Genomic DNA, 21,551 nt, shown 5'->3' on the forward strand with positions numbered 1-21,551 from the left:
GGGGTTTATGTTTATCTTAAGGATTTTTCTTCTCCTTTTGTGTGTAGCAAGCTTAAGCGCTAATTTAAATACGGAAGGGGATATAAACATATCAAAGATTCTTTTCAATGAAGCTATAAATTTTGCAGGCACTCAAAGAGGGCTCAATATGCTTTATGGTTCGCTTGATTTTAATCTAAGGAATTCAGATTCTCTTTATGAGCTTTCATTGAGGAGTGATATTTCATTATTAGATAGGATTTATTTATTAAAATCGGCAATAGATATTAATAATTTTACAGTTGTCAAGCTTAAGGATTTATATCATCAGTATTTTTCATTGATTTTAAGGCAAAATGAAGATGTAAATAAGAATAGAGAAATTCTTGTTTTTTATGATAAGTTGGATAATGATCTACAAAATAATAGGGATTTGATTTACATGAGACTTGAGGCTTCAAGTAGACTTGGAGATTTTAATGGGAATTTTAGTAGGATTTTAACAAATTCTTTTGCTATGTATAGCGATGATTTTAAATTTTTTAAATGGTTTTTAAAGGAAGATAAATTTTTTCCGAGCCTTTTTAGCAAGCTTAAATTAAAGGAAGATTCTTTCTTTGATAGTGATAATGTTGATTATATTTTTAAAAACACGGAATTAAATGATCCTAACTCTGTTGCTTTGTTCACTTTTTTAAAAAATAAGAGTAAGAAATTAAATGGTATTCAGAGTGCTTATTTGTTGAGGTATAAGCTGTTAACACCTGACGAAGCGTATATGTTTTTTAAGGAAGATCCTCCAAAAACAATAGGTGAATATAAAATGTTTTATGATCTCATTCTGGATCCTGAGATAAGGCAAGAGTTTATAACCAATTATCAAAATTTATCTGGCACTTATTTTATAGATAATAAAAATAGTGTTGCAGCATTTGAGGATGGTATTTTAATAAGTTTTTTTTCAAACATAGTAGATTATTCTGTAGATTCAAGCTTGGGTGAGGAGTATTTTAATAAAGTTTACTTCAAAGATAAAGCTCCTGTTTATTATGAGAATAGCTTGCTTAGTTATAAGGTTATTTATTCTGCTTATCCTTATGTAAGCATGATTGAGGTTGATTATTCAGATAAAAAAGAGATATATACTTTTGCTTTAAGCTCCTTTAAATATGAAATTTTTAATAATTTTAGCTATAATTTGGATTATGTAGGCATTAATGAATTTTTGATGTCTAATATTACAGAGATTTTTCTACCCAGTATTTTAAGTTTGAATCCTAAAAGACTTTCTGCGTTAAGCATCAAAGATAGTTTAATAGAGAGAAAAACTTGTAATCATTCTGATGTTGTTGAGGTTAGAAATTATTCTGTTGGAGATTTAGTTTCAATTTATAGAAAAGTCAATGGCTCTAAAAAATTTAACTATGTTGAAATTTATGATAAAGGAGCTTTAAAAGCTAGAAGAGTCATCTTGGATGATAGTTTTGACATCTATCATAGTATTGAGTAGCTTTTAAAAATTATTGATGCATAAAAAATTTTTCCTTATTTTAATATTAATTTTTTCATGCAAAACAATAAAAGAGATAGATGACAAACAGATTTATTATATTCCATCTAAAGCCATAGATAAACAAATTGGGGACAGGAATTTTGAAATTGCCCTTTCAAGTTATTATAATTTGAAAAATAATGGTTTTGAAATTGATCAAGATATTCTAGACTTAAGAGAAAAAGCTCTATCTGGGATTGAAGATGAGTATCGCAGTTTTTATGAAAAAAAACATTATGATATGGCACTATCTAAGCTTGAGACTTTAAATTTATTTGGAATCATGCTTAATGAAAGCAGAGAGGAATTGATTTTAAAGCACCTTGAAAGTTTAAAGAATGAAGATCAAATGCTTGCAGGTTTTTTTGCAAATTATTATTCATTTGATGGCATTTTTGAGTCTTTTAATAGATTTATTATTAATGAAAAACCTCCTTCAAAAAATGTATTGCTTGATACATCTGTTTTGACAGTTTGGGTAGATATGGGTACTAAACCGCTAAACGGACATAGGGTGCCAAATATTTCTTTGGGATCTGCTTTTGTTATTGACAAACTTAAGGGCTATGCTTTGACTAATTATCATGTAATTAGCTCTCAAGTTGATAAGGATTACAATGGGGTTTCAAATCTTTATGTTAGACTTCCAAGAGGTAAGGGTGAAAAACTCCCTGCAAAAGTAATCTCTTATTCAAAGGAGATGGATCTTGCCCTAATTGAGATTACTTTCAAAGTAGAGAATCAGTTTGATTTAAATTATTTTTCAAATGTTAATATTGGAGATAGGATTTATGCTATGGGTTCTCCTATGGGACTTGAGAAAACTATTACTTCAGGAATAATATCTGGTAAGAATAGAAATTTGTTGTCTGTTGGTGACTCCTATCAAATTGATGCTGCTATTAATCAGGGGAATTCCGGTGGACCTGTGGTAAATGAAAATGGGGAATTTGTTGGAATTACATTTGCTGGAATTCTGCATTCTCAGGGTCTTAACTTTGTTATACCTTCAAAGTGGGTTTTGAAAGTCTTGCCATTTATGTATGGGGGTGGGCTTTTAAGGAATAAGTGGCTGGGGGTTATCTTTTCTGAAAGTTTAAAAAATTTAGAAATATCATATGTAGCTCCTAAATCCCCTGCAGATATTGGAGGACTGAGGAGTGGCGATTCTATTCTTGACGTTAATTCTTTAAAGTTTGAAAGCTTAAGGGATCTTCAATATTATATTTTACAAAGAAAATCTATGGTAAAAATTAAGTATAGAAGAGATAATGAGGAGTATGAAAGTTATCTTTATCCGCAAGACAGACCAGAAGATATTGTTGAAAATATTATGGAGAGTGATTCTTTTAAGAATTTGATGGGAGCCTTTTTGGGGTTAAATTTGAATTTGGTTTATGGAAGAGAGTATAGAGTTGTTAAGGTGTTTCCTAACCGTCTTGGAAGTGAACTTAATTTTAAAGTGAATGATGAAATTTTTATTTACGATTTTCAATATATTAAAGATAAGAGAGTTTTTATTTTATTGCTTTATGCTAAAAAGTTGTTTTCGGGATATTTAGGTGCTCCTTTACAACTTATTATTCCATTTGAATCTCTTGCATTTGTATAAAAATCTTTTAAGTTATTTCGGGGTTATTTATGAGTTTTTATTTAAATTTTGCTAATGGGAAGACGGACTCCAAGCTAGATAATATTCTCTCTATTAGTCATTTCGACTTTAAAGATAATTTAAATTTAATGCTTATAATTGGCCCTATGGGTAGTGGGAAGACAGAATATGCCGCCAAGATTTATAAGGATTCACTTATTATTAAGAATAAATCTTACGAGGTGCTAGATTCTATTACTAAGGGACTTAGAAATAGAGCTAATGTGTTTTTTATTCGAAATGTTCTTGATAAGAGGAGGTTTAAGGATTATCCTGAGGATGTTATTCCTTATAGGGGAGGTGGGAGTGATAGAATTGATGGAGTTGGTTTTGCAGGCAGTTCTTTTGACGTTGAAAAATTAATAGATGATAATCCTGAATATGGAACTTTTATTATTGATGAGACTTGTTTTTATGATGAACGTTTGGTTTTTATTTTAGATAAAATTTCATTAGATACAAATGTTTTATTTATATTTCCTACCTTGCTTTATAATTTCAGAAAAGAGATTTTTAATAATACTGCAAGACTTTTAATAGAGTATTCAGATAAAATTTGCCGTCTTGGTGCTTATTGTGAAAATGTTAATTGTATGGATGAGTCTTTTTTAACATATCGATATTATCTTTATAGAGGAAAAGAAATAGCTGCACCTTATTTTGACCCTCTCTTGATTGTTGGTGGTGATGAAACTGTTGAGTCTGCTATTTATCCGAATTATGCTACAAGGTGTGCTAGGCATCATTATCTTGTGGGTAGGGAATATTTTTTTACTGTCCTTAAGCCTTTTGCGTTATTGTATTCCCAAGGCGATAAAGAATTGCTTGAGAGAGAAATTGTGCATTTAAGCAACGATGTTAGGTGTTCAAGTTTTGAAAAGTCTCTTTTAATTGAGTCTAGAGGCAGATATGAGATTGAAGTTTTAGAGAATGTGATGGGGTTGCCTTTTTTGGCAGAAAGAGCTTTAATCACACTTTCATCAGAATACAATATTTTAAGTAAAAGTGATTTTAAGGAACTTGTTAATAAGCTTGTTCTTAGCAAAGATTACATTCGAAAAATATTGGTTTCAAAAGAAAATAAAGGAGGCTTTTTGAAAACAGGCATTAATAATAGTTTGGGTTATTATTAAAGAAATCCTTTGTTTTCTTAATGCGCATTAATTCTTTGTCAATTATATTGTAGTAATCAAGTTCTTTAATTTCAATTTTGTAATATTCGTCTTCCCAGTTTGTTATTCCATCGCTTTGCATTGTAATGAATTGATATTTCTTCAATTTCTCGTGGTATTTTAAAGCTTCTGTATAGTAAGTAATAGCTAGTTTATAGAGATTTGTAGCTTTATTTAGATTTTCAAGAATTCCATTCTTTTTTGGAGATTTATAAAAATATACATATCTTGTATCAAATAAGTCACCTAAATATAGATATTGCTTGACAAGAAGCAGATTTACATGCATTTTAAAAAGAAGCTTATATTTATCCCACTCTTCTCTTGTTTCTACTTTTGCTAAAGAGTAGTCTGGATTTCCAAAAGGGTATTTTAATGCATTTTGTAGGAAAAATATATTTCTTTTATGATTTGCAGGTTTTCTTTTCATCTGCTCATTGAAAATTACATACCATTGTTCAGCATAAAAAAATTTTGATGATGCATTTGTATTAATTATGATTAAAATTAAGAATGCAATTACATTTAGAGTAAACAATTTTCTGTGAAGCATAACTATATCACTTTCCTTTGATTTAATTATATTAGAATTTAATTAAATTAAAAATTTTCATTGAGCTTATTTCTAGGTCTTCTTCATTTGAATTTTCGAGATAAATTATATCAATTAAGTGTTCAAAATTTTTAAGTACTTCTATGTATCTGGAATTAATTTTTTTCAGTTTGGCTAAATCTAATTCAAAAAGGTCAGGTTGTATTCTTGTTTGAATGCGATTGTATGCAACATTAGGATCTATTTTTATGAAAAAAAGTTTCTCAGGAAGCGGTAAATTCTTGTTTAGTTGATATCCTAAGTCTCCTTGATATACTATAGATGAGAATAAATATCTGTCAGTTATTACTTTTATTTTACCTTTGTTTAAGTTTAATGTTTTCATTATTCCGCTTTTTGTGTTGTAAAGATGCTCATATCTGTCTGCTACATATAGATGCGCTAGTGAAACATCTCTTAGGGGATTTTTAAAATTAATTAATTGATTTCTGATAAGTTCGCCAATAACTCCCTGAGAGGGTTCTTTTGTGAAATAGTACTTTAGTTGATTTTGGTTATTGCAAAGTTCTTGAAGTCTTTGAATTATGCTTGTTTTCCCGCTTCCATCGATTCCTTCTATGCAGTAGAAATTTTTTAGAATCTTATTCACAAAAACTTGTCTCCTTGGATATTTTTTGAGCAATTAGATGCTTAGGAATTATTATATAATATACACATAGATATATGAATTTAGTTTTTGTAAGAAGTAAGATTGCTTTATCTTTTGTTTGCTCAGTTTTAGCTTTCCTAGCAATTCTTGTAGTTCTTATTTTGTTTATCCAAACTCAGGTTTATTCTGCAAGATTTTTAATTATAAGTTATCTTGAATCGAAATCTGGATTTAAAATAAAATATGATAGAATTGCTCCTTATTTCTTTTCTTCAATAAAGATAGATAATCTAGAATTAAGTTTAAATGATCGAGATAAAATATTAATGAGTACTGTTAAAATCAATTTGGATTTATTAAAATTGATTTTAGGAGACAAAAATATTATTATAAATGTTTTTGTGGAAGGCAGTAATCTGAATTTTGATTTAGATGACTTTAATCTTCTGAAATCTCAAAACCCTAAAAGTTCTAATGAGTTAAAAGTAAATGATTCTATTACAAATAGTTATGCAATACTTGGTGAGCTTTCTAATTATCTTGATAAGCTTAATATTAATATGGAAGACATTAATATTAATCTTAAATTAAGTGATGAGCAATTTTTGAGATTTCAAGTTAAGAGTTTTGCATTAAAAACTATTGATGATGATTTTTTATTTAGCTCTGTTGTTGATTTTAGTTTTTTTCCAGACTTAAAAACAGATATTAGTATTGAAAATTCTTTGAGTTCAACATTTTATTTTGAAGGCAAGTTTAAGAAGGATCTTGAAGATGGATATGTTAATTTCAGTTTTTTGGAGTTGAACACAACTTACTTTACTTTGCTTGAGCAAGGTTTTCAAATAAATTATTTTAAGGGAAATTTTGAAGTTTTTAATCTTAGAAGAGAAAATTTGGATTTTAATTTAAGTTATGATGTTAATAAAAATTTTTTAAGATTGGATGCTTTGTTCTTTGATGTAAATCCTTTAAATTGGATGAGTCTTCATGAGAATTTTAATAATTATAAGGATTACCTTGATATAAGTTTAAATGGTCAATTGGCATTTTCTTATGATTTTAAAGTTGATGATTTAAGATATGCATTCTTATTAAGCTCATCTTCAAATGACAATACAATAGACAAAGAGGTTCAGGGAATAAGGGTACAACTTAAAGGTAATGAAAGAATTGTAGATATACAACATGCTTTTTTAAAACTTAAGAGAGGTTTTATTGACTATAAAGGTTATTATTCCCTGGATGATTTAATTCCCATAGGAAGACTTGATTTTAGGTCTGCAAAGATTCTAAATTTCAAGGATATTAATGGACATCTAGATTTTAGTAAGAAAAAGGAGGTTTTTTGGGTAAAGTCCGATAATTTTAGAATTGGGAAGCTTAAAGTTCAAGATTTAAAGCTGCAAACGCGGTTTTTGCAAGATAGCGTCTATGTTGATTATTTGCTAAATTTTGCGAACAATGATTCTAAAATTTTATTAAAGGGTAATTTTGATAAGGAAAATTTTAGACTTAATTTGAGAATTAAAGAGTTTCCACTGCTTTTCTTAGGTGATGTTCTCCCAGAATCTGCTGTTACTAAGTTTATTCCTGAGCATTTATTGTCAGGAAAGTATTTGAATGTGACTTCGGATTTTTATTTAAATACTGCAGATTATGCTAAGGGTAAGTTAAATAATCTTGATTTTTCTATCTCTTCAAAATTAGATGAGTTTAATTTAATGCTTAACGCTAGTGGCAATAAGAATATTTATAAGGTAACACACTTTAATTATAGAAGTGGCGATTATAATATAGAATCTAGTTTTTTAATACAATTATTTGATGATAGATTTAAGATTAACACTAATTTTAATTATTTGGATAGAAAGTATCCCTTGTATTTTGAGCTTAATTTTAAAGATAAATATGTTAGTCTTGAGTTTTCTCCTAAGGCAAGAGCCAGTTTAAATTATGCTAGCTCAGTTATAGTTTATTTTTTAAGTGTTAATGATTTTAGGTTTTATAATAGATATTCTGATGTTTTGTTAAATATTAATTCCTATGGGAATTATGATAGAAATAATAATGAGTTAAGTGTTACAATCAATCAATTTAGATTGGATAAGATCTCTGAGAATTCTGCTTATAATTTTAATTTTAGCTTTGAGGGCTCATACAAAGATAAAGAAGTTAGTCTTTCAAATATTAGATTTATAAATAGACTTTCGAATTTACAAGGGCAGGGATATTTTAATTTAAAGGATAAGCTTAGTGGTGATTTAAACTTGTTTTCGAGTCTAAATTCAGAACGTTATTTTTTTGGTGTTAATTCCAATGAGGATGGACATTATTTTCTGGGAAGATTTCAGGGGTTAGATTTTGATAATTTTAAACTTTTATCAATTTTGAATGGGAAGGTTAATGGTAATTTTATACTCAATTTTAAAGATAATGATCTATTTAATTATTCTCTTAGTGCTTATCTTGAAACAGATGGACTTTCTTTAGTAGGTGTCCCTACGAAGTTGTCTCTGAATTTGGGATTGGTTGATAATAATCTTAATATATATAATATAAAGGCAAATCAGGGCAAAAGGCAAATTATTGCAGGTAGTTTTAGGTATGATATTAAGAATTCTATTGGGGTTTCTAATTTAAATATTAATAGTGACCTTTTCTCTTCAAGGGTTAATGCAAGTTTTCAGAAATTTGAAAATAAATTTGAGGAAGAGATTGGCATCTTGAAGAGTGAAACTGATGGAGAGATTGCTTTCAGAGATATAAAATATAAAGATAAGAATCTTTCTAATCTTACGATTGAATTTAACGATAATCTTGAAAGGATGATTATAGCATCAGTTGAATATGATCTTCTTAGTGTTTTATATGAATATGATGATGGCAATTTTCATATGGAATTAAATGATTATGTGCCTCTTAGTTTTGATGCATCAGGTAAAATTTTTAGAAATAAAATTACTGGTAATATTCAGAATATTAAATTTGATTCCAAGCTAATTACAGAAGATATATTGAAATCAAATATGCTTTTTAATATTGATGAACATTTTATTGTTTATGATGTTAATTTGGTTGGCGAGTTGGGCATTGATGGTGATTTGTACAATCCCAATCTTAATGGGAAGCTTAATATGCTAAATGGATCAATTAGTACTGAATATTTAAGATCTTCTAAACAGTATGGGAAGAGTCGGGTTTTAGAATTATTGAATGTGCCAATTTTGGTTCAGGATAATAAAGTGATTTTTGGAAATAAATTTAATCTAGACTATTATTCGGATGCTAATGTCTCTGCTCGTATGAATCTAAACTTTTTAAGTGATACTGTTGTTGATTATTATAAAGTAGATATTGATATTTCTGGTGGTACTGGGGTGCCTGTTAAATTTGATAAGGTAGTTATAAATTTTGTTGGGAATGTTTCCGGTAATTTTTTTATTGAGGGGAATTCCGAAGAGATAATGTTTAAAGGAAACCTAAATACTTCAAATTCTTCAGTTTACTTGCTTGAAAATTCGATAGTAGATTTCTTAATTAATCCTTTTAAAAAATCAAAAAGGTTTAAAGTGGGGGATGCTAATTCTAAGAATTTTGATATTGTTACAGATCTTGAAATAAATTTTGACAGTAATGTTGCTTTTCATTGGCCGGATAATAAGATCTCATTCTTAAATGCTACTATTGCAAGGGGGAATAGGCTAATAATTAAATCAGATACCAAAACAGATGATTTTATCCTTAAGGGAGATGTCAATATTGGAAGCGGTTCTTTTAATTATAATAATAAGAAATTTATGTTCAAGGGTGGTTCATATATATCTTTTAATGAAAATAAGAGTAAATTTGATCCGTGGGTAAAGATTGAGGCAACAAATACTATTAAAGATGGTAATGACAAGTTATTTGTGACGATGAGTATGGATAGCCCTTTGAGTTTATGGAATCTTAGGTTTATCTCTTATCCTCCGCGAACAGAACAAGAGATAAAATATCTTTTGTCAAGCTCAATAATTGGAGGCGATCGTGGATTACAATCAGCAGGAACAAATACGGCTGAAATGGCACTAGGACTTGCTAGTAATATTCTTGTTGATTTGGTAGTACAGCCTATTGAAGATTATATGCGTTCTGTATTAAAATTAGACCTGCTAAGTATAAAGACGGATATATTAAGGAATGCTATTGTTATCTTAGGCAGTCCTACTTTTGCTAGTGTGCTTGATAATACAACTGTTGAGGTGGGTAAGTATATTGTCGATGGTGTTTTTGCTAAGGCAGGATTTGGATTTTTAAAAGAACAAGTAACACCATTATCTCAAAATTTAAATTTTAGCTTTAACTTTGGCATTGAACTTGATTCACCATTTTTCTTTATTGACTATAGTTTTGATTATGATTTTATGAAAAGTAGCATACAGGGTATAGGAAATAAAATATCTATTTCTTGGAAATTTACATATTGACTTGTTAAGGGGTTTTAGATGAAGTCTTTTAGAATTTTTATTTTTATGCTTTTTTTCTTATTTGCAACTACTCTTGTTTATTCTCAGGTTAATTATAAGGGTAAAATGATTAAAAGCATTGATTTTAATGGACTTAAGAATATACAAGAAAGTGATCTTGCTTCTGTTTTAAATTCTTATTTGGGGAAAAGCTACTCTAATGAAACCTTTGATAAGTTACAGGTTGACCTTTATGCTCTTGATTATTTTGATGGATTTATTAGACCTGAGTTTAGAGTAGAGGATGATAAACTTTTTATTACATTCTTTGTAAAAGAAAAGTCTTTAATAAAAACTATTACATTTGTTGATGATAGTAAGGTTTTTTGGAATAGTGAACTGCGTGATAAATCAAATGTTAAGGTTAATGAGGCTTTAAATCTTGCAAATGTTAAGAGAAGTGTTGTTAAGTTTGAAGAAATGTATAAAGATGCTGGGTATCTTGATGCTGTAGTTAAATTTGAGACTAAAGAGGAAGATAATTTAGTAGAAATTGTCTTTGAAATTAATGCTGGTTCTAAGTATGTTGTTAAAGAAGTTTCCTTTGAGGGAAATTTGAATTTTAAGAGTGGTGCCCTTAGGAAATATTTAGAGTCAAAAACTGCATCTTTATTCACTGATGGGAAGTATTTAAAGTCAAATGTTGATAAGGATAAGATTCAACTTGAATCTTTCTATAGAAATAATGGATATATTAATGCAAAAGTTGTAAATAATACCATAGATATACGGGAACCTAGTGGTTCTAGAAAATTGGAAAAGGAAGTTTTCTTAAAATACTTTATTTCAGAAGGTAATGTTTTTAGATTTGGCAAGTTTGATATTTCTGGTAATTTAGTTTTTAAATTAGAGGAATTACAACCTTTTATTACTTTTAAGGAAGGAGATATTTTTGATGATTCAAAATTTGAGCAGGATTTTGCAAAAATTAGAGAAAAATATTATTCAGATGGTTACATATTTACAGAGATTGTGCCTTCTAGAAAGATAAGGGGCGAATTTGTAGATTATTCTATTAATATAATAGAAAAAGATAAAGCTCATATTGAATCTATTACTATTTCGGGTAATAAGAAAACAGCCTCTCATGTAATACTTAGAGAAATTCCATTAATGGAGGGTGATGTTTTTAGCTTGGAAAGACTTAGGATGGGAATGCTTAATTTGCAAAGACTTGGCTATTTTGGGAATGTTGTGCCTGATGTTGTTCCAAGTAGCATTGAGGGTTTGATGAGGATAAATTTTGCCGTTGAGGAAAGAGAGACAGCAAGCTTCAGATTTGGTATGAATTTTGGAGGGTTTAGTAATTCTTGGTTGCCATTCTCAGTGTTTGGGCAATGGGAGCAATCTAACTTTTTGGGTGAAGGGTATTCTTTCTCTGCAAGACTTAATCTTGCATTTTCAGAGCAAAGTTTTAGGTTGACATTTGAAGATAATTGGTTCATGCAGACCAGATGGACTCTTGGAGGATTTCTTGATTTTTCACATTCTATAAACACAGCTTATCAAGATATTAATGGCCCTATATTTACAGGCAAAAAGGAGGTGCCAGATCCTTTTGGAAGCTGGGAAGAATATCATAATGCTAAGAATTTCTCAGATTTTAATATTATGAATTATTCTTTGGCTAAATTGAGTCTTGCTGGATTTACTGGGTATACTTTTTCTAATTATCTTGGCAGGCAATCATTTATTGGGACTGTTCAAACTGCTTTGAAGTATGTATATTATGATGATAATGTTAATAGGCCTTCAAGCTACTATTTGAGAGACAATTATAAGACTGTTAGATTTGAGAATTCTCTTGGCATTAATTTTGCTTGGGATACGAGAAATTCTCAGACTTTGTCTAATAATGGGTTTTTGCTTAAGCAACAATTTGATTTTTTTGGTGGATTTTTATTTGGCCAGAGTCACTTTACCAAATCCACAACAACATTTGAGAGATACTTCTCACTTTTAGGATATGAGGATGTTTTTACTCCATATTTTGATTTGATATTAACTCTAAGAAGTGTTTATTCAAATATTTTACCACCACTTGGAAATGGTTTTGAAATAGAAACACAGCCACATCATCTTATTATGCTTAGTGAAAACTTTATGACTGCAAGAGGATGGGGAACTTTAAAAAATATTTATAGTTCCTTTGTTAATACTGCGCAGCTATCAATGATTTTAATTAAGAATATTTTAGTTTGGGATGCTTTATTTTTAGACATAGCTTCGTATTCTTTGGAAGAAAAAGAAAATTCTTTACTTGCTCCATTTAGTAATTTTATTTTTAGTTGGGGATTTGGGCTTAGAAGTTTATTGCCTCAGTTGCCTTTAGCTCTCGTAATAGCTTATCCATTTTATTTTGATAATGGAGGTGTTCGTAAGCATTATAATTATTTTGGAGGATTTAAATTTTTCTTAGCGATTGATATGAGGTACTGATATAGTTATTAAAAATTAGCTTAGTCTTTACAAGAGGTGATTTTATGTCTTTAATGGTTCTTTTATTAACTTGTTTATTATCACTTGATGTTTTTTCAATTAATGTTACAAAAGTAGGTATTGTAGATTTTGAAAAAGTCGTAATTACATTTTTGAATCCACAATTAAAGTCTAATCTTGAGCAGTTAAAAGCTCATTATCAAGAAAAAATTGATGTCTTGAATTCTGATATTAAGGATTTGAGGAAAATGTATGATGAGGCCATTAGTATACATGATTTAGAGAATGCAAGATCTTATGGTAATCAATATAACTCAAAGATTGATGAACTTAAGAAGCTTACAAGTTTAGCAAAGAGTAATCTTGAACAACAGAAGCAGATCAATATAAATAGTATAAATAGTGATGGTGAACTTTGGAGTAAGATACTCAATGGTATCGAGTATGTTGCAGAGACTAACGGTATTTCTTTAGTTATAAAGAAGGAAAATCCTTATATACTTTATTACAATAGTACAGTTGATATAACAGATGATGTTATTCAGCATTTAAATAAGCAATAAAGCTATTAAGGCCTTTTAATTATAGTTTTCTTTCTTTAATCGTTTAATTAGAGTGCAAAATTCTTTTTTGTTATTACTACTAAGACTTGAGAGCAAAATATGCGATTTTAACATTGATTTAAATATTTTGTTTTTTTGATCGCTGAAACAGTAATATTCTTTCATTTCGCTTTTTTTAAAGTTTGCTTCTCTATTCTCTATTTTTAATATCTTTTCAAGACCAAGAGATCTTAAATTTTCGAGAGCTTCTTTGCTGGAATTTATGATTTTGAAGGTTTTTTTGTGGTCATTGCTCTCAGTATTAATATGTATAAGTATTCCCATAAAGGTTGAATCCAAGTAAAGCGTTTCTGATAAATCTATGTATAGGTTTTGGAGTTTATCGTTGTTGTTTATGAAAATGTTTTTAATAAATGTTTTAAAATTGACAGAGTGTATGACAGTAAGTCTATTAATTAACTTTACAAAGATCGAATCATCTCTGAGTGTATAAAAGACATTGCCTTTAGAAGTATCCTTTTCCATTTTGTATTCTTTTTTCAGTTTCAAGTATATTGTAAAGTTTTAATAATATCAATTATAATTCAATATTATTTTATGGGAAAAAATGTTACTCCAATGATGAGGCAATACTTAGATATTAAGAATAAGTATGCAGATGCTATTTTATTCTTTAGAGTAGGAAGTTTTTATGAGATGTTCTTCAATGATGCTCTTGAGGGAAGCAAGCTTTTAGGTTTAACTTTAACTAAAAGGGAAAGTATTCCTATGTGTGGAGTTCCTTGTCATTCAAGTAAAGAATATATAAAAAAGTTAATTTTGCTTGATCGAAAGGTTGCAATTTGTGAGCAAGGATTACAAATAGATGCTAGAGGTCCACTAGAGAGGGAAGTTATTGAGGTTATAAGTCCTGGCGCTGTTGTTGATGAAGATTTCCTAGAGGATGATGTTAATAATTACTTAGTTGCCATTAGTGATTACAAAGGCCATTATTCGTTCTCGTATATAGACCTGTCAACATCTAAACTTGGTATAATTATTTATGAGGGAAATTTTTTAGAAAAATTGAGACGGGATATTGAAAAATATTCTCCAAAAGAAATAATAGTCTCAGAAAATTTCTATTATAAATATTTAGAAAAACTTGTCCTTGATCGATTTTTAGTAAATAAGACCCCTAATTGGCATTTGGACAAAGAAATTGCCGCTAAAGCACTAAAAGAGCATTTTAATATTTTGAGTTTAGGCGCACTTGGATTTAAAGAAGATGAGCCTTATTATATTTCGTCTTTTTTAGTAATAGATTATATGAAAAACAATTTAAAAAATTTATTGAGTAATATTGATACGATTCATATTAAGAATGATTCTGCGTATATGTTTCTTGATGATGTTACTCAAATAAATCTTGAGCTTGTTAAAAATAATAATGATTTAACTTCTCGCTATTCCCTTTATTCAGTTTTAAATGATTGCAAAACTCCAATGGGGAAGAGGCTTTTAAGGGAGTATATATTAAATCCACTTCTAGATATTCCTGAAATTAATAAGAGATTAGCTCATGTAGAGTTTTTAAATAATAATGTTAATTTGACTATGAAACTAAGAGATATTCTTAGTAATGTTTGGGATGTCGAAAGAATAATCTCAAGGCTACAAATGAAAAAGTATGCTAAAAAAGATTTTTTGTTTATTAGAGAGGCTTTAATAGCATTTTTTTTGGCAAAGAGATTGTTTAATGAACATTTTTTTAATTATTGGATATTTGATGCTAATGATGAAGATAATATAAAGGGAATTTATTCTTTAATAAATGGGTCAATCTCAAGGGAGCAAGATGAGATTATTAAGCATGGATATAATCCTAAGATTGATCATTTAAGAAAGATAAAAAATAATGCAAGCAGATATGTTGATGACTATCTTAATTTTGAGAGAAATCATAGCAAAATTAATAGTCTTAAAATAAGGAAAACTAATGTTAGAGGTTTGTTTTTTGAAGTTACAAAGAGTTATTATGGACAAGTTCCGTCTCATTTTATGGAAAGTCAAACCTTAAATTCGGCTAAGAGATATAAAACTAACAAACTTATTGAACTTGAAAGAGATATTAATGATGCTGAAGATAATTTATCAGCTCTTGAGCAAGAAATATTTGATGAAGTAGCTTTAAGAATTGCTAAGCATAGTGCAGTTATTAAGAAAGTTTCTGAATTTTGTGCATATATTGATGTTGTGTCTAATTTTGCATATTTAGCAAAGAAAAATGAATATATGAGACCCATTTTGACCGACAAAAAGGAGATAATTCTTGAGAGTGCAAGACATCCTGTTGTTGAGCATTACATGAAGGGAGTGGAGGCTTTTACTAAAAATTCCGTAAGGGTTGATAATGAGAAATATTTTTGCCTAATTACTGGTCCTAATATGGCTGGCAAATCAACTTATTTACGCCAGACTGCTTTAGTTGTTTTGATGGGACATATTGGTTCTTTTGTGCCCGCCTCTAAAGCCGTAATAGGAATTACAGATAAGATTTTTTGTAGGATCGGGGCCAGTGATAATATTTCTAAGGGCGAATCTACTTTTTTAGTAGAGATGAATGAGACAGCCAATATTTTAAGAAATGCGACGCCTAATAGCTTAATAATTATGGATGAAGTTGGAAGGGGCACTAGCACTAATGATGGTCTTGCCATTGCGTATTCCGTCGTCGAATACATTTTAGGACACATCAAGTCTAGGAGTTTGTTTGCAACTCATTTTCACGAACTTTCAGCTATTAAACATGATTCTTTTGTTAATCTTTCAATGAAAATTGAAAGACAAGGTAGTGAACTTATCTTTTTAAGAGAGGTTGAGGAGAAGCCTTCGCTTAATTCTTATGGAATTTATGTTGCTCGCATAGCTGGAATACCTTTGAAAGTTATAAAGAGAGCTGATATTATTCTTAAGAGCTTAGTAAGTCGAGAGCGCATGTGTGTTCCTGAGCTTCTCTCTTTGGTTAGTTCTGATAATAATGAGGAAGCAGTAGAGGAGGATACAAACTATGAAATTGAGCTTAATTCTTATTTGGAGCTTAAGGATTTTATTTCTAAAATAGATATCAACAATACTACTCCTTTTCAGGCGATAGATTTACTTAATCAGATAATTGCAAAGATTAAGGCATAGATGTTTTAATGTGGAATTGGGTTGTTTTAAAAAGTGTATTTCTTCCCTTTTGCTCTTGCTGTAGTAAAAAGTATGTTTATTCCTATGCTCTTTGCAAGAGTTGCTTTGAATCTTTTAATTTTGATATTAGATCAAAAGACGATATTTTATATTTTTTTGAATATAGAGATGAATATAAGAAATTGGTTTTATCTTATAAAGAAGACGGACAAAAATCACTTGGACAGTTTTTTGCGGCAGAGATTTTGAAATTTTTGAAGAATATTGATTTTGATCTGGCGGTCAGTGTTCCTTGTAGTTTCAAGAGAAGGGCTTTTTATGGTTTTGATCATATGGAATATATTGGAAATTTATTAGGTAGGAATGGGATAAATTATGCCAATATCTTTAAGCGAGGATTGGGCAGGAGTCAAAAGCTCTTGAGTGGAGGCTTAAGGCTTAGAAATTTAGAAAATCAAATTAAATTAAAATTAAGGTATAAAAATATTGAGCTTAAAAGAATTGTACTCATTGATGACATTGTTACAACAGGATCATCTATGACTTTTTGTCAAGATATTTTAATAAGACATGGAGCTTGGAATGTGATCAAACTATCAATATTGAAAGTATAATTGATTATCACGGTCTTGACATTTATTGACATTAATGCTACTTTTAAGCTGTGTAATTATTCTATTTAAGAAGGTTCTTTTTAAAAGAGCCTTATTTGTTTTTAGGAATGTGATTGAGTAAGGCTTTTGATGATAATGAAGTTTACAATTTAATAAAGAATGTAACGGATCAGTTGGGAATTGAAATTGTAGAAATTAATGCTTTTAGGAAAAGAGATGAAGGTAGGATTCAGATAGTCCTTTATGGGGATGATGATTTTTACGTTGATAAGCTTTGTGATTTACATAAGATAATTTTGTTAGGCTTGGAATCTGTTCTTAAGTATAATTTTAGTTTGGAGATCTCTACGCCCGGAATCAATAGAAAGATTAAGAATGATAGAGAGTTTAAAATTTTTGAGGGTAAGAAGATTAAGCTAATGTTAGATAATGATTTTGAAGAAGGATTGATCTTTAAAGCAGAAACAGATGGTTTTATTTTTAAAACAGATAGTAAAGAGATAAGAGTTCTCTATAGTGATGTAAGGAAGGCTAAATTATCATAAAGGAGTCTTGGAGATGATAAAGGGTACTGGTCAAATGATTTTCAATATTGCTAGTGAGCGAGGAATGAGCGTGGAGGCTATTCGAAAGACAGTTAAGGAATCTATAGTAATAGCCTATAAGAAATATTTTGGAACGAGTGAGAATGCTTTCATTAAATTTGATGAGAATACTGGAGATTTGACGGTTTATTGTAAAAAAAGAATTGTAGAAGAAGTTAAAGATGACACACTTGAAATATTGGAAGGTGATACTAGAGAATTTCAGATAGTGGAGGATGGATACGCTTATATTGAGATTGATCCTAAGGTTTTTGATAGGCTGTCTATTCAAGTTGCGAAACAGAGAACTAAAAGTGATTTGCAAGGAATTGAAGATAATGAACTTTACTTAGAGTTTAAAAACAAGCTATATAAGATTATTATTGGATATGTTCAGCAGAATAGGAATGGAGATCTTTATGTTAATCTTGGTAGCACCGATGGTGTCATACCTAAGAAATATCAATCCCCAAGGGAAGTTTATGGCCTTAATGAAAAAATTAGGGTTCTTGTGCAGGGTGTGAAGAAGGGAAAGAATGGCATAGAAGTCATTTTATCAAGAACTCATCCTAAGTTTATTGAAGAACTTTTGACTCTTGAAATTCCTGAAATTGAAGAAGGTGTTATTAAGATTCATAAGATAGTCAGGGATCCAGGTTATAGGACTAAGATTGCTGTTTATTCTGAAAAGGAAGAGATTGATCCTGTGGGACCTTGCATTGGTCAGAAGGGTGTTAGAATTCAGTCAATAATTAAAGAACTTGAGGGCGAGAAAATAGACATCATTCCTTACTCTAAGGATATTAAAGAGTTTATTAGAGATGCTTTGACACCTGCAAAAATAGATAATGTCTATATTATTGATGAAGACTTGCATAAGGCTTTAGTAGTTGTTAGTGATGAGCAACTCTCACTTGCAATAGGTAAGATGGGGCAAAATGTTAGACTTGCAAATAGACTGCTTGATTGGGCAATTGATGTTAAGACTAATAGTCAGTTTGCGGAGATGAAAGTAAGTGGCGAATTTAAAAAAGAAACTTTTGAGATGTTTGACAAAATTATTCAAGACACTGTGCAAGAAGATGAATTTGAGGAGATAAATAAGATTAGTGAGCTTAAGGTTCTTGGGAGTGATATCGTTGATAGGTTAATTGAGGTAGGTCTTGATGAGATTGATAATTTTTTAGAGGCGAGTGAAGAAAAACTTCTTGAGCTTGGGATAAGCTATGAAAAGCAAGGTGAAATAGGTAAGATATTAAAGGAAGGCATGGTAATCATTTCCAATGATGAGGAATCTATTGAGAGAATTAAAGAAGAGGAAGAGTTGCTTTGCCCCGAATGTGGGACTGTTATTAATGAAAATATGACTTTTTGTCCAGGTTGTAAGATAGGACTCAGCTTTGAGTTTGAAGAGGAGTAGTAGTTTGTCAGAAAATAGTGATGATGATCGAAACGAAGATGAAAAAAGAATTAAAGTTGTTAAGTTGCGCAAGAAAGTAGTTAAGGTCGTAGCTCATACTGATAGAAATTTAAATAAATTCAAAAATGATTTTATTGATTCCTCGCATTATACTCAGGATAGTAGGGGATATCCTTCTGGTAGAAATTATAGTCAGGGTAGAGATAATAGAGGTGTGAGACCTGGTGGTTTGGATAGGGATAATGTTGGAAGGCAGCAACAGGATAGTAGGGGATATCCTTCTGGTAGAAATTATAGTCAGGGTAGCAATGGCTTTCAGACATTTAGACGAGTGATCAGAGCTAAGGTTACCCCTAGTGTTACTCCGGCACCTGTTGATTCTGATAGTAAGGGTCTTAATAGAAAACTTGGAGAGAAAAAAAAACAACAACAAGAAAGTCAAAAAAGTTATAAGAGGAAAAAAGAGGAAACTGAAACTAAGACAATAGAACAAAAAGTTTTTGAACAGTTACAGAAGAAGAAGAAAGAGAATCTGGTGAATCCAATTCCTAAATCAATTGATATTATGGGAACTATTACTGTTGCCGAGCTTGCAAGGAAGATGAATTTAAAATCATCAGATTTAATTGCTAAATTAATGGATTTAGGCGTTATGGCAACTATTAATGAGAAAATTGACTCTGATACTGCTACTATTTTAGTTGATGAATATGGTTCTAAGGTTAATGTTGTGTCAATTTATGATGAAACAGTGATAGAGACAGAACAGGAAGATGAGAGTAAGAGGATTGAAAAACCACCCGTTATTACGATAATGGGGCATGTTGACCATGGTAAGACTAGACTTTTATCAGTGTTGCAAAATGTTGATATAAATCAAACAGAATCTGGGGGGATTACACAACATATTGGTGCTTATACTATTAATTACAATAGCCATGAAATAACATTTCTAGATACTCCAGGTCATGAGGCTTTTACAATGATGAGAATTCGAGGTGCTCAAGTTACAGATATTGTAGTGCTTGTTGTATCAGCTGTGGATGGTGTTATGCCACAGACTATCGAGGCTATTAGTCATGCTAAGGAAGCAAAAGTTCCAATTATTGTTGCAATCAATAAGATTGATTTGCCAGATTCGAATCCGGACAGAGTTAAACATCAGCTTTCAGAATATGACTTGATTCCTGAGGATTGGGGTGGGCATACAATTTTTGTTTCAATATCAGCTCTTAAAAACATTGGCATCAAGGAACTTCTTGATATGATTATTTTACAGGCTGAAGTAATGTCATTGAAAGCAAATCCAGCTAAAAGGGCCATTGGTAGAGTACTTGATGCTAAGATTGACTTGGGGCGAGGGATAGTTTGTTCTGTTATAATTGAGGATGGAACTCTTTCTATAGGAGATTCTTTTGTTGGGGGCGTATATTATGGTAAGGTTAGGGCATTAATTAATGAGCGAGGCGTATCTGTTGGGAGTGTTGGTCCTGCGAAAGCTATTAGTGTTTTGGGTTTCTCATCAATTCCTCAGGCTGGTGATCCATTTCAGGTAACAAAAACGGAAAAAGAAGCTAAATTAATTAGTTCTAAAAGACAAGACCTTAAGAAATATGAGAATGCTCAGAACGTTAAAAAAATTACTATATCAAATCTTTATGATTCAATTAAGGATGGCGGACTAAGGGAACTTAAGATAATTTTGAAAGCTGATGTACAAGGTTCTGTTGAGGCCTTAAAACATTCTCTTGAAAAATTAACCAATAATGAGATTAGAGTAAAGGTTATTCATTCGTCAGCAGGGGCAATAACGGAGACTGATATTAGTTTTGCAGCAGCAAGTGATGCGGTTATTATTGGTTTTCATGTAAGACCTACGGTAAAAGCACAATTGCTGGCTGATCAGGAAAAAGTTGAAATTAGAAAATATAATATAATCTATGATGCAATCAATGATATTAAATCAGTTCTTGAAGGAATGCTTGAGCCGGATGTTGAACAGAAATTTATTGGATTTGCTGAGGTTCGTGCTGTTATTAGCGTTCCTAAGGTTGGCGTAGTGGCTGGATGTTACGTTTCACAAGGATTAATCAAGAGGGATGCTATAACTAATATCATGAGAGAAGGATTTCAGATACATTCTGGCAAGATTTCTTCATTAAAGAGATTTAAAGATGATGTTAAGGAAGTTGCTGCGCAATATGAGTGTGGAATTATGATTGATAATTATTCTAATATTAAGGAAGGAGATATCATTGAAGCATTTGAAATTAATAAAATAAAGAGACGGATTGGCTTGTAAGAGTTTGCTTCACTGTTTTATAGTATGGAAAAGGAAATAAAAAGATCAAAACTTGAGAGCTTGTTAGTTCAAGAGATTGGCAATTTAATAGTGACTAGGGTCATTAAAGATCCTAGAGTGCATGAGTTTTTAACTGTTGTGAGAGTTGAAGTTTCAAAAGATTTAATAAATGCTAGAGTGTTTATTGGATCTATTAAAGAAGGCGCATCCCTTGATAATGCTATTAGGGCATTAAATAATGCTAAAGGATTTATCCAAGGGGAAATTGTTAAGCGGATTAAGGTTAGGAATACTCCAAAATTAAATTTTTTAAGAGATGATACTATTTCTAAGGCATTTTATGTTAATAAAATAATTGAAGATTTAAGTATTAATAAAGAACAATAGAATT

General features: G+C 30.3%; 15 protein-coding genes. 12 read left to right on the plus strand and 3 right to left on the minus strand.

Annotated elements, in window-relative coordinates:
• Nucleotides 1–7 precede the first annotated feature (7 nt).
• Genes CR532_RS04160 through CR532_RS04170 form a run of 3 tightly spaced genes read left to right on the plus strand, consistent with a single transcriptional unit; the run spans nt 8 to nt 4,315 of the window.
• Nucleotides 8–1,489, plus strand: coding sequence for a hypothetical protein (locus CR532_RS04160; protein ID WP_108729536.1), 1,482 nt, complete (start codon nt 8–10; stop codon nt 1,487–1,489).
• 16 nt (nt 1,490–1,505) lie between these two features.
• Nucleotides 1,506–3,143 (plus strand): S1C family serine protease, encoded by a 1,638-nt coding sequence (locus tag CR532_RS04165; protein WP_234416428.1) that lies wholly within the window; start codon nt 1,506–1,508, stop codon nt 3,141–3,143.
• Between the two features lie 29 nt (nt 3,144–3,172).
• Nucleotides 3,173–4,315 carry a thymidine kinase gene (locus CR532_RS04170; protein WP_108729538.1) on the plus strand — a complete coding sequence of 381 codons (1,143 nt, stop codon included), beginning with the start codon at nt 3,173–3,175 and terminating at the stop codon, nt 4,313–4,315.
• On the opposite strand, the gene CR532_RS04175 is transcribed toward CR532_RS04170, so the two are convergent.
• Both CR532_RS04175 and tmk read right to left on the minus strand, forming a co-directional pair.
• A complete protein-coding gene (locus CR532_RS04175; RefSeq protein WP_108729539.1) occupies nt 4,290–4,907 on the minus strand; it encodes a DUF8513 domain-containing protein in 618 nt (205 codons plus the stop codon). The genes CR532_RS04170 and CR532_RS04175 overlap by 26 nt on opposite strands.
• A gap of 31 nt (nt 4,908–4,938) precedes the next feature.
• Nucleotides 4,939–5,556 (minus strand): dTMP kinase, encoded by a 618-nt coding sequence (gene tmk / locus CR532_RS04180; protein ID WP_108729540.1) that lies wholly within the window; start codon nt 5,554–5,556, stop codon nt 4,939–4,941.
• A gap of 74 nt (nt 5,557–5,630) precedes the next feature.
• Here tmk and CR532_RS04185 point away from each other — a divergent pair, with 74 nt between their 5' ends.
• From CR532_RS04185 to CR532_RS04195, 3 genes are read left to right on the plus strand one after another with little or no spacing between them, the layout of a single operon-like run.
• Entirely contained in the window at nt 5,631–10,025 is a 4,395-nt protein-coding gene (locus CR532_RS04185) for a translocation/assembly module TamB domain-containing protein (protein WP_108729541.1), read from the plus strand.
• A 45-nt stretch (nt 10,026–10,070) separates the two neighbouring features.
• Complete coding sequence (gene bamA, locus CR532_RS04190) at nt 10,071–12,503, plus strand: outer membrane protein assembly factor BamA (protein WP_375537742.1); 2,433 nt, start codon at nt 10,071–10,073, stop codon at nt 12,501–12,503.
• Nucleotides 12,504–12,547: 44 nt separating this feature from the next.
• Complete coding sequence (locus tag CR532_RS04195) at nt 12,548–13,066, plus strand: OmpH/Skp family outer membrane protein (protein ID WP_108729543.1); 519 nt, start codon at nt 12,548–12,550, stop codon at nt 13,064–13,066.
• Between the two features lie 15 nt (nt 13,067–13,081).
• On the opposite strand, the gene CR532_RS04200 is transcribed toward CR532_RS04195, so the two are convergent.
• Nucleotides 13,082–13,615: an STAS domain-containing protein gene (locus CR532_RS04200; protein WP_234416429.1), complete on the minus strand. Its 534-nt coding sequence runs from the start codon at nt 13,613–13,615 to the stop codon at nt 13,082–13,084.
• Nucleotides 13,616–13,663: 48 nt separating this feature from the next.
• Here CR532_RS04200 and mutS point away from each other — a divergent pair, with 48 nt between their 5' ends.
• The 6 genes from mutS (at nt 13,664) to rbfA (ending at nt 21,547) form a co-directional block, all read left to right on the plus strand.
• The gene (gene mutS, locus CR532_RS04205; protein ID WP_199911311.1) at nt 13,664–16,240 is read left to right on the plus strand and encodes a DNA mismatch repair protein MutS; all 2,577 of its coding nucleotides are present in this window, start codon (nt 13,664–13,666) and stop codon (nt 16,238–16,240) included.
• Nucleotides 16,241–16,248: 8 nt separating this feature from the next.
• Nucleotides 16,249–16,854 carry a type I phosphoribosyltransferase gene (locus CR532_RS04210; protein ID WP_108729546.1) on the plus strand — a complete coding sequence of 202 codons (606 nt, stop codon included), beginning with the start codon at nt 16,249–16,251 and terminating at the stop codon, nt 16,852–16,854.
• 113 nt (nt 16,855–16,967) lie between these two features.
• On the plus strand, nt 16,968–17,399 hold the full coding sequence (gene rimP / locus CR532_RS04215; protein ID WP_108729547.1) for a ribosome maturation factor RimP: 432 nt from the start codon (nt 16,968–16,970) through the stop codon (nt 17,397–17,399).
• A gap of 13 nt (nt 17,400–17,412) precedes the next feature.
• Nucleotides 17,413–18,858 carry a transcription termination factor NusA gene (gene nusA, locus CR532_RS04220; protein ID WP_108729548.1) on the plus strand — a complete coding sequence of 482 codons (1,446 nt, stop codon included), beginning with the start codon at nt 17,413–17,415 and terminating at the stop codon, nt 18,856–18,858.
• A gap of 4 nt (nt 18,859–18,862) precedes the next feature.
• A complete protein-coding gene (gene infB / locus CR532_RS04225) occupies nt 18,863–21,160 on the plus strand; it encodes a translation initiation factor IF-2 (protein WP_199911312.1) in 2,298 nt (765 codons plus the stop codon).
• Nucleotides 21,161–21,184: 24 nt separating this feature from the next.
• Nucleotides 21,185–21,547, plus strand: a complete 363-nt coding sequence (gene rbfA / locus CR532_RS04230) for a 30S ribosome-binding factor RbfA (RefSeq protein WP_108729550.1) — start codon at nt 21,185–21,187, stop codon at nt 21,545–21,547.
• Nucleotides 21,548–21,551: the final 4 nt, after the last annotated feature.

The sequence above is a fragment of the Candidatus Borreliella tachyglossi genome (assembly GCF_003076595.1).
Lineage (GTDB): Bacteria > Spirochaetota > Spirochaetia > Borreliales > Borreliaceae > Borrelia > Borrelia tachyglossi.

Bases quoted from the DNA above. Each gene is read 5' to 3' on its own strand.
- CR532_RS04185 (WP_108729541.1), top strand. From the start codon at position 5,631: ATGAATTTAGTTTTTGTAAGAAGTAAGATTGCTTTATCTTTTGTTTGC.
- rbfA (WP_108729550.1), top strand. From the start codon at position 21,185: ATGGAAAAGGAAATAAAAAGATCAAAACTTGAGAGCTTGTTAGTTCAA.
- nusA (WP_108729548.1), top strand. From the start codon at position 17,413: ATGATAAAGGGTACTGGTCAAATGATTTTCAATATTGCTAGTGAGCGA.
- CR532_RS04175 (WP_108729539.1), bottom strand. From the start codon at position 4,907: ATGCTTCACAGAAAATTGTTTACTCTAAATGTAATTGCATTCTTAATT.
- CR532_RS04170 (WP_108729538.1), top strand. From the start codon at position 3,173: ATGAGTTTTTATTTAAATTTTGCTAATGGGAAGACGGACTCCAAGCTA.
- mutS (WP_199911311.1), top strand. From the start codon at position 13,664: ATGGGAAAAAATGTTACTCCAATGATGAGGCAATACTTAGATATTAAG.
- CR532_RS04160 (WP_108729536.1), top strand. From the start codon at position 8: ATGTTTATCTTAAGGATTTTTCTTCTCCTTTTGTGTGTAGCAAGCTTA.
- CR532_RS04165 (WP_234416428.1), top strand. From the start codon at position 1,506: ATGCATAAAAAATTTTTCCTTATTTTAATATTAATTTTTTCATGCAAA.
- CR532_RS04210 (WP_108729546.1), top strand. From the start codon at position 16,249: ATGTGGAATTGGGTTGTTTTAAAAAGTGTATTTCTTCCCTTTTGCTCT.
- bamA (WP_375537742.1), top strand. From the start codon at position 10,071: ATGCTTTTTTTCTTATTTGCAACTACTCTTGTTTATTCTCAGGTTAAT.
- CR532_RS04195 (WP_108729543.1), top strand. From the start codon at position 12,548: ATGTCTTTAATGGTTCTTTTATTAACTTGTTTATTATCACTTGATGTT.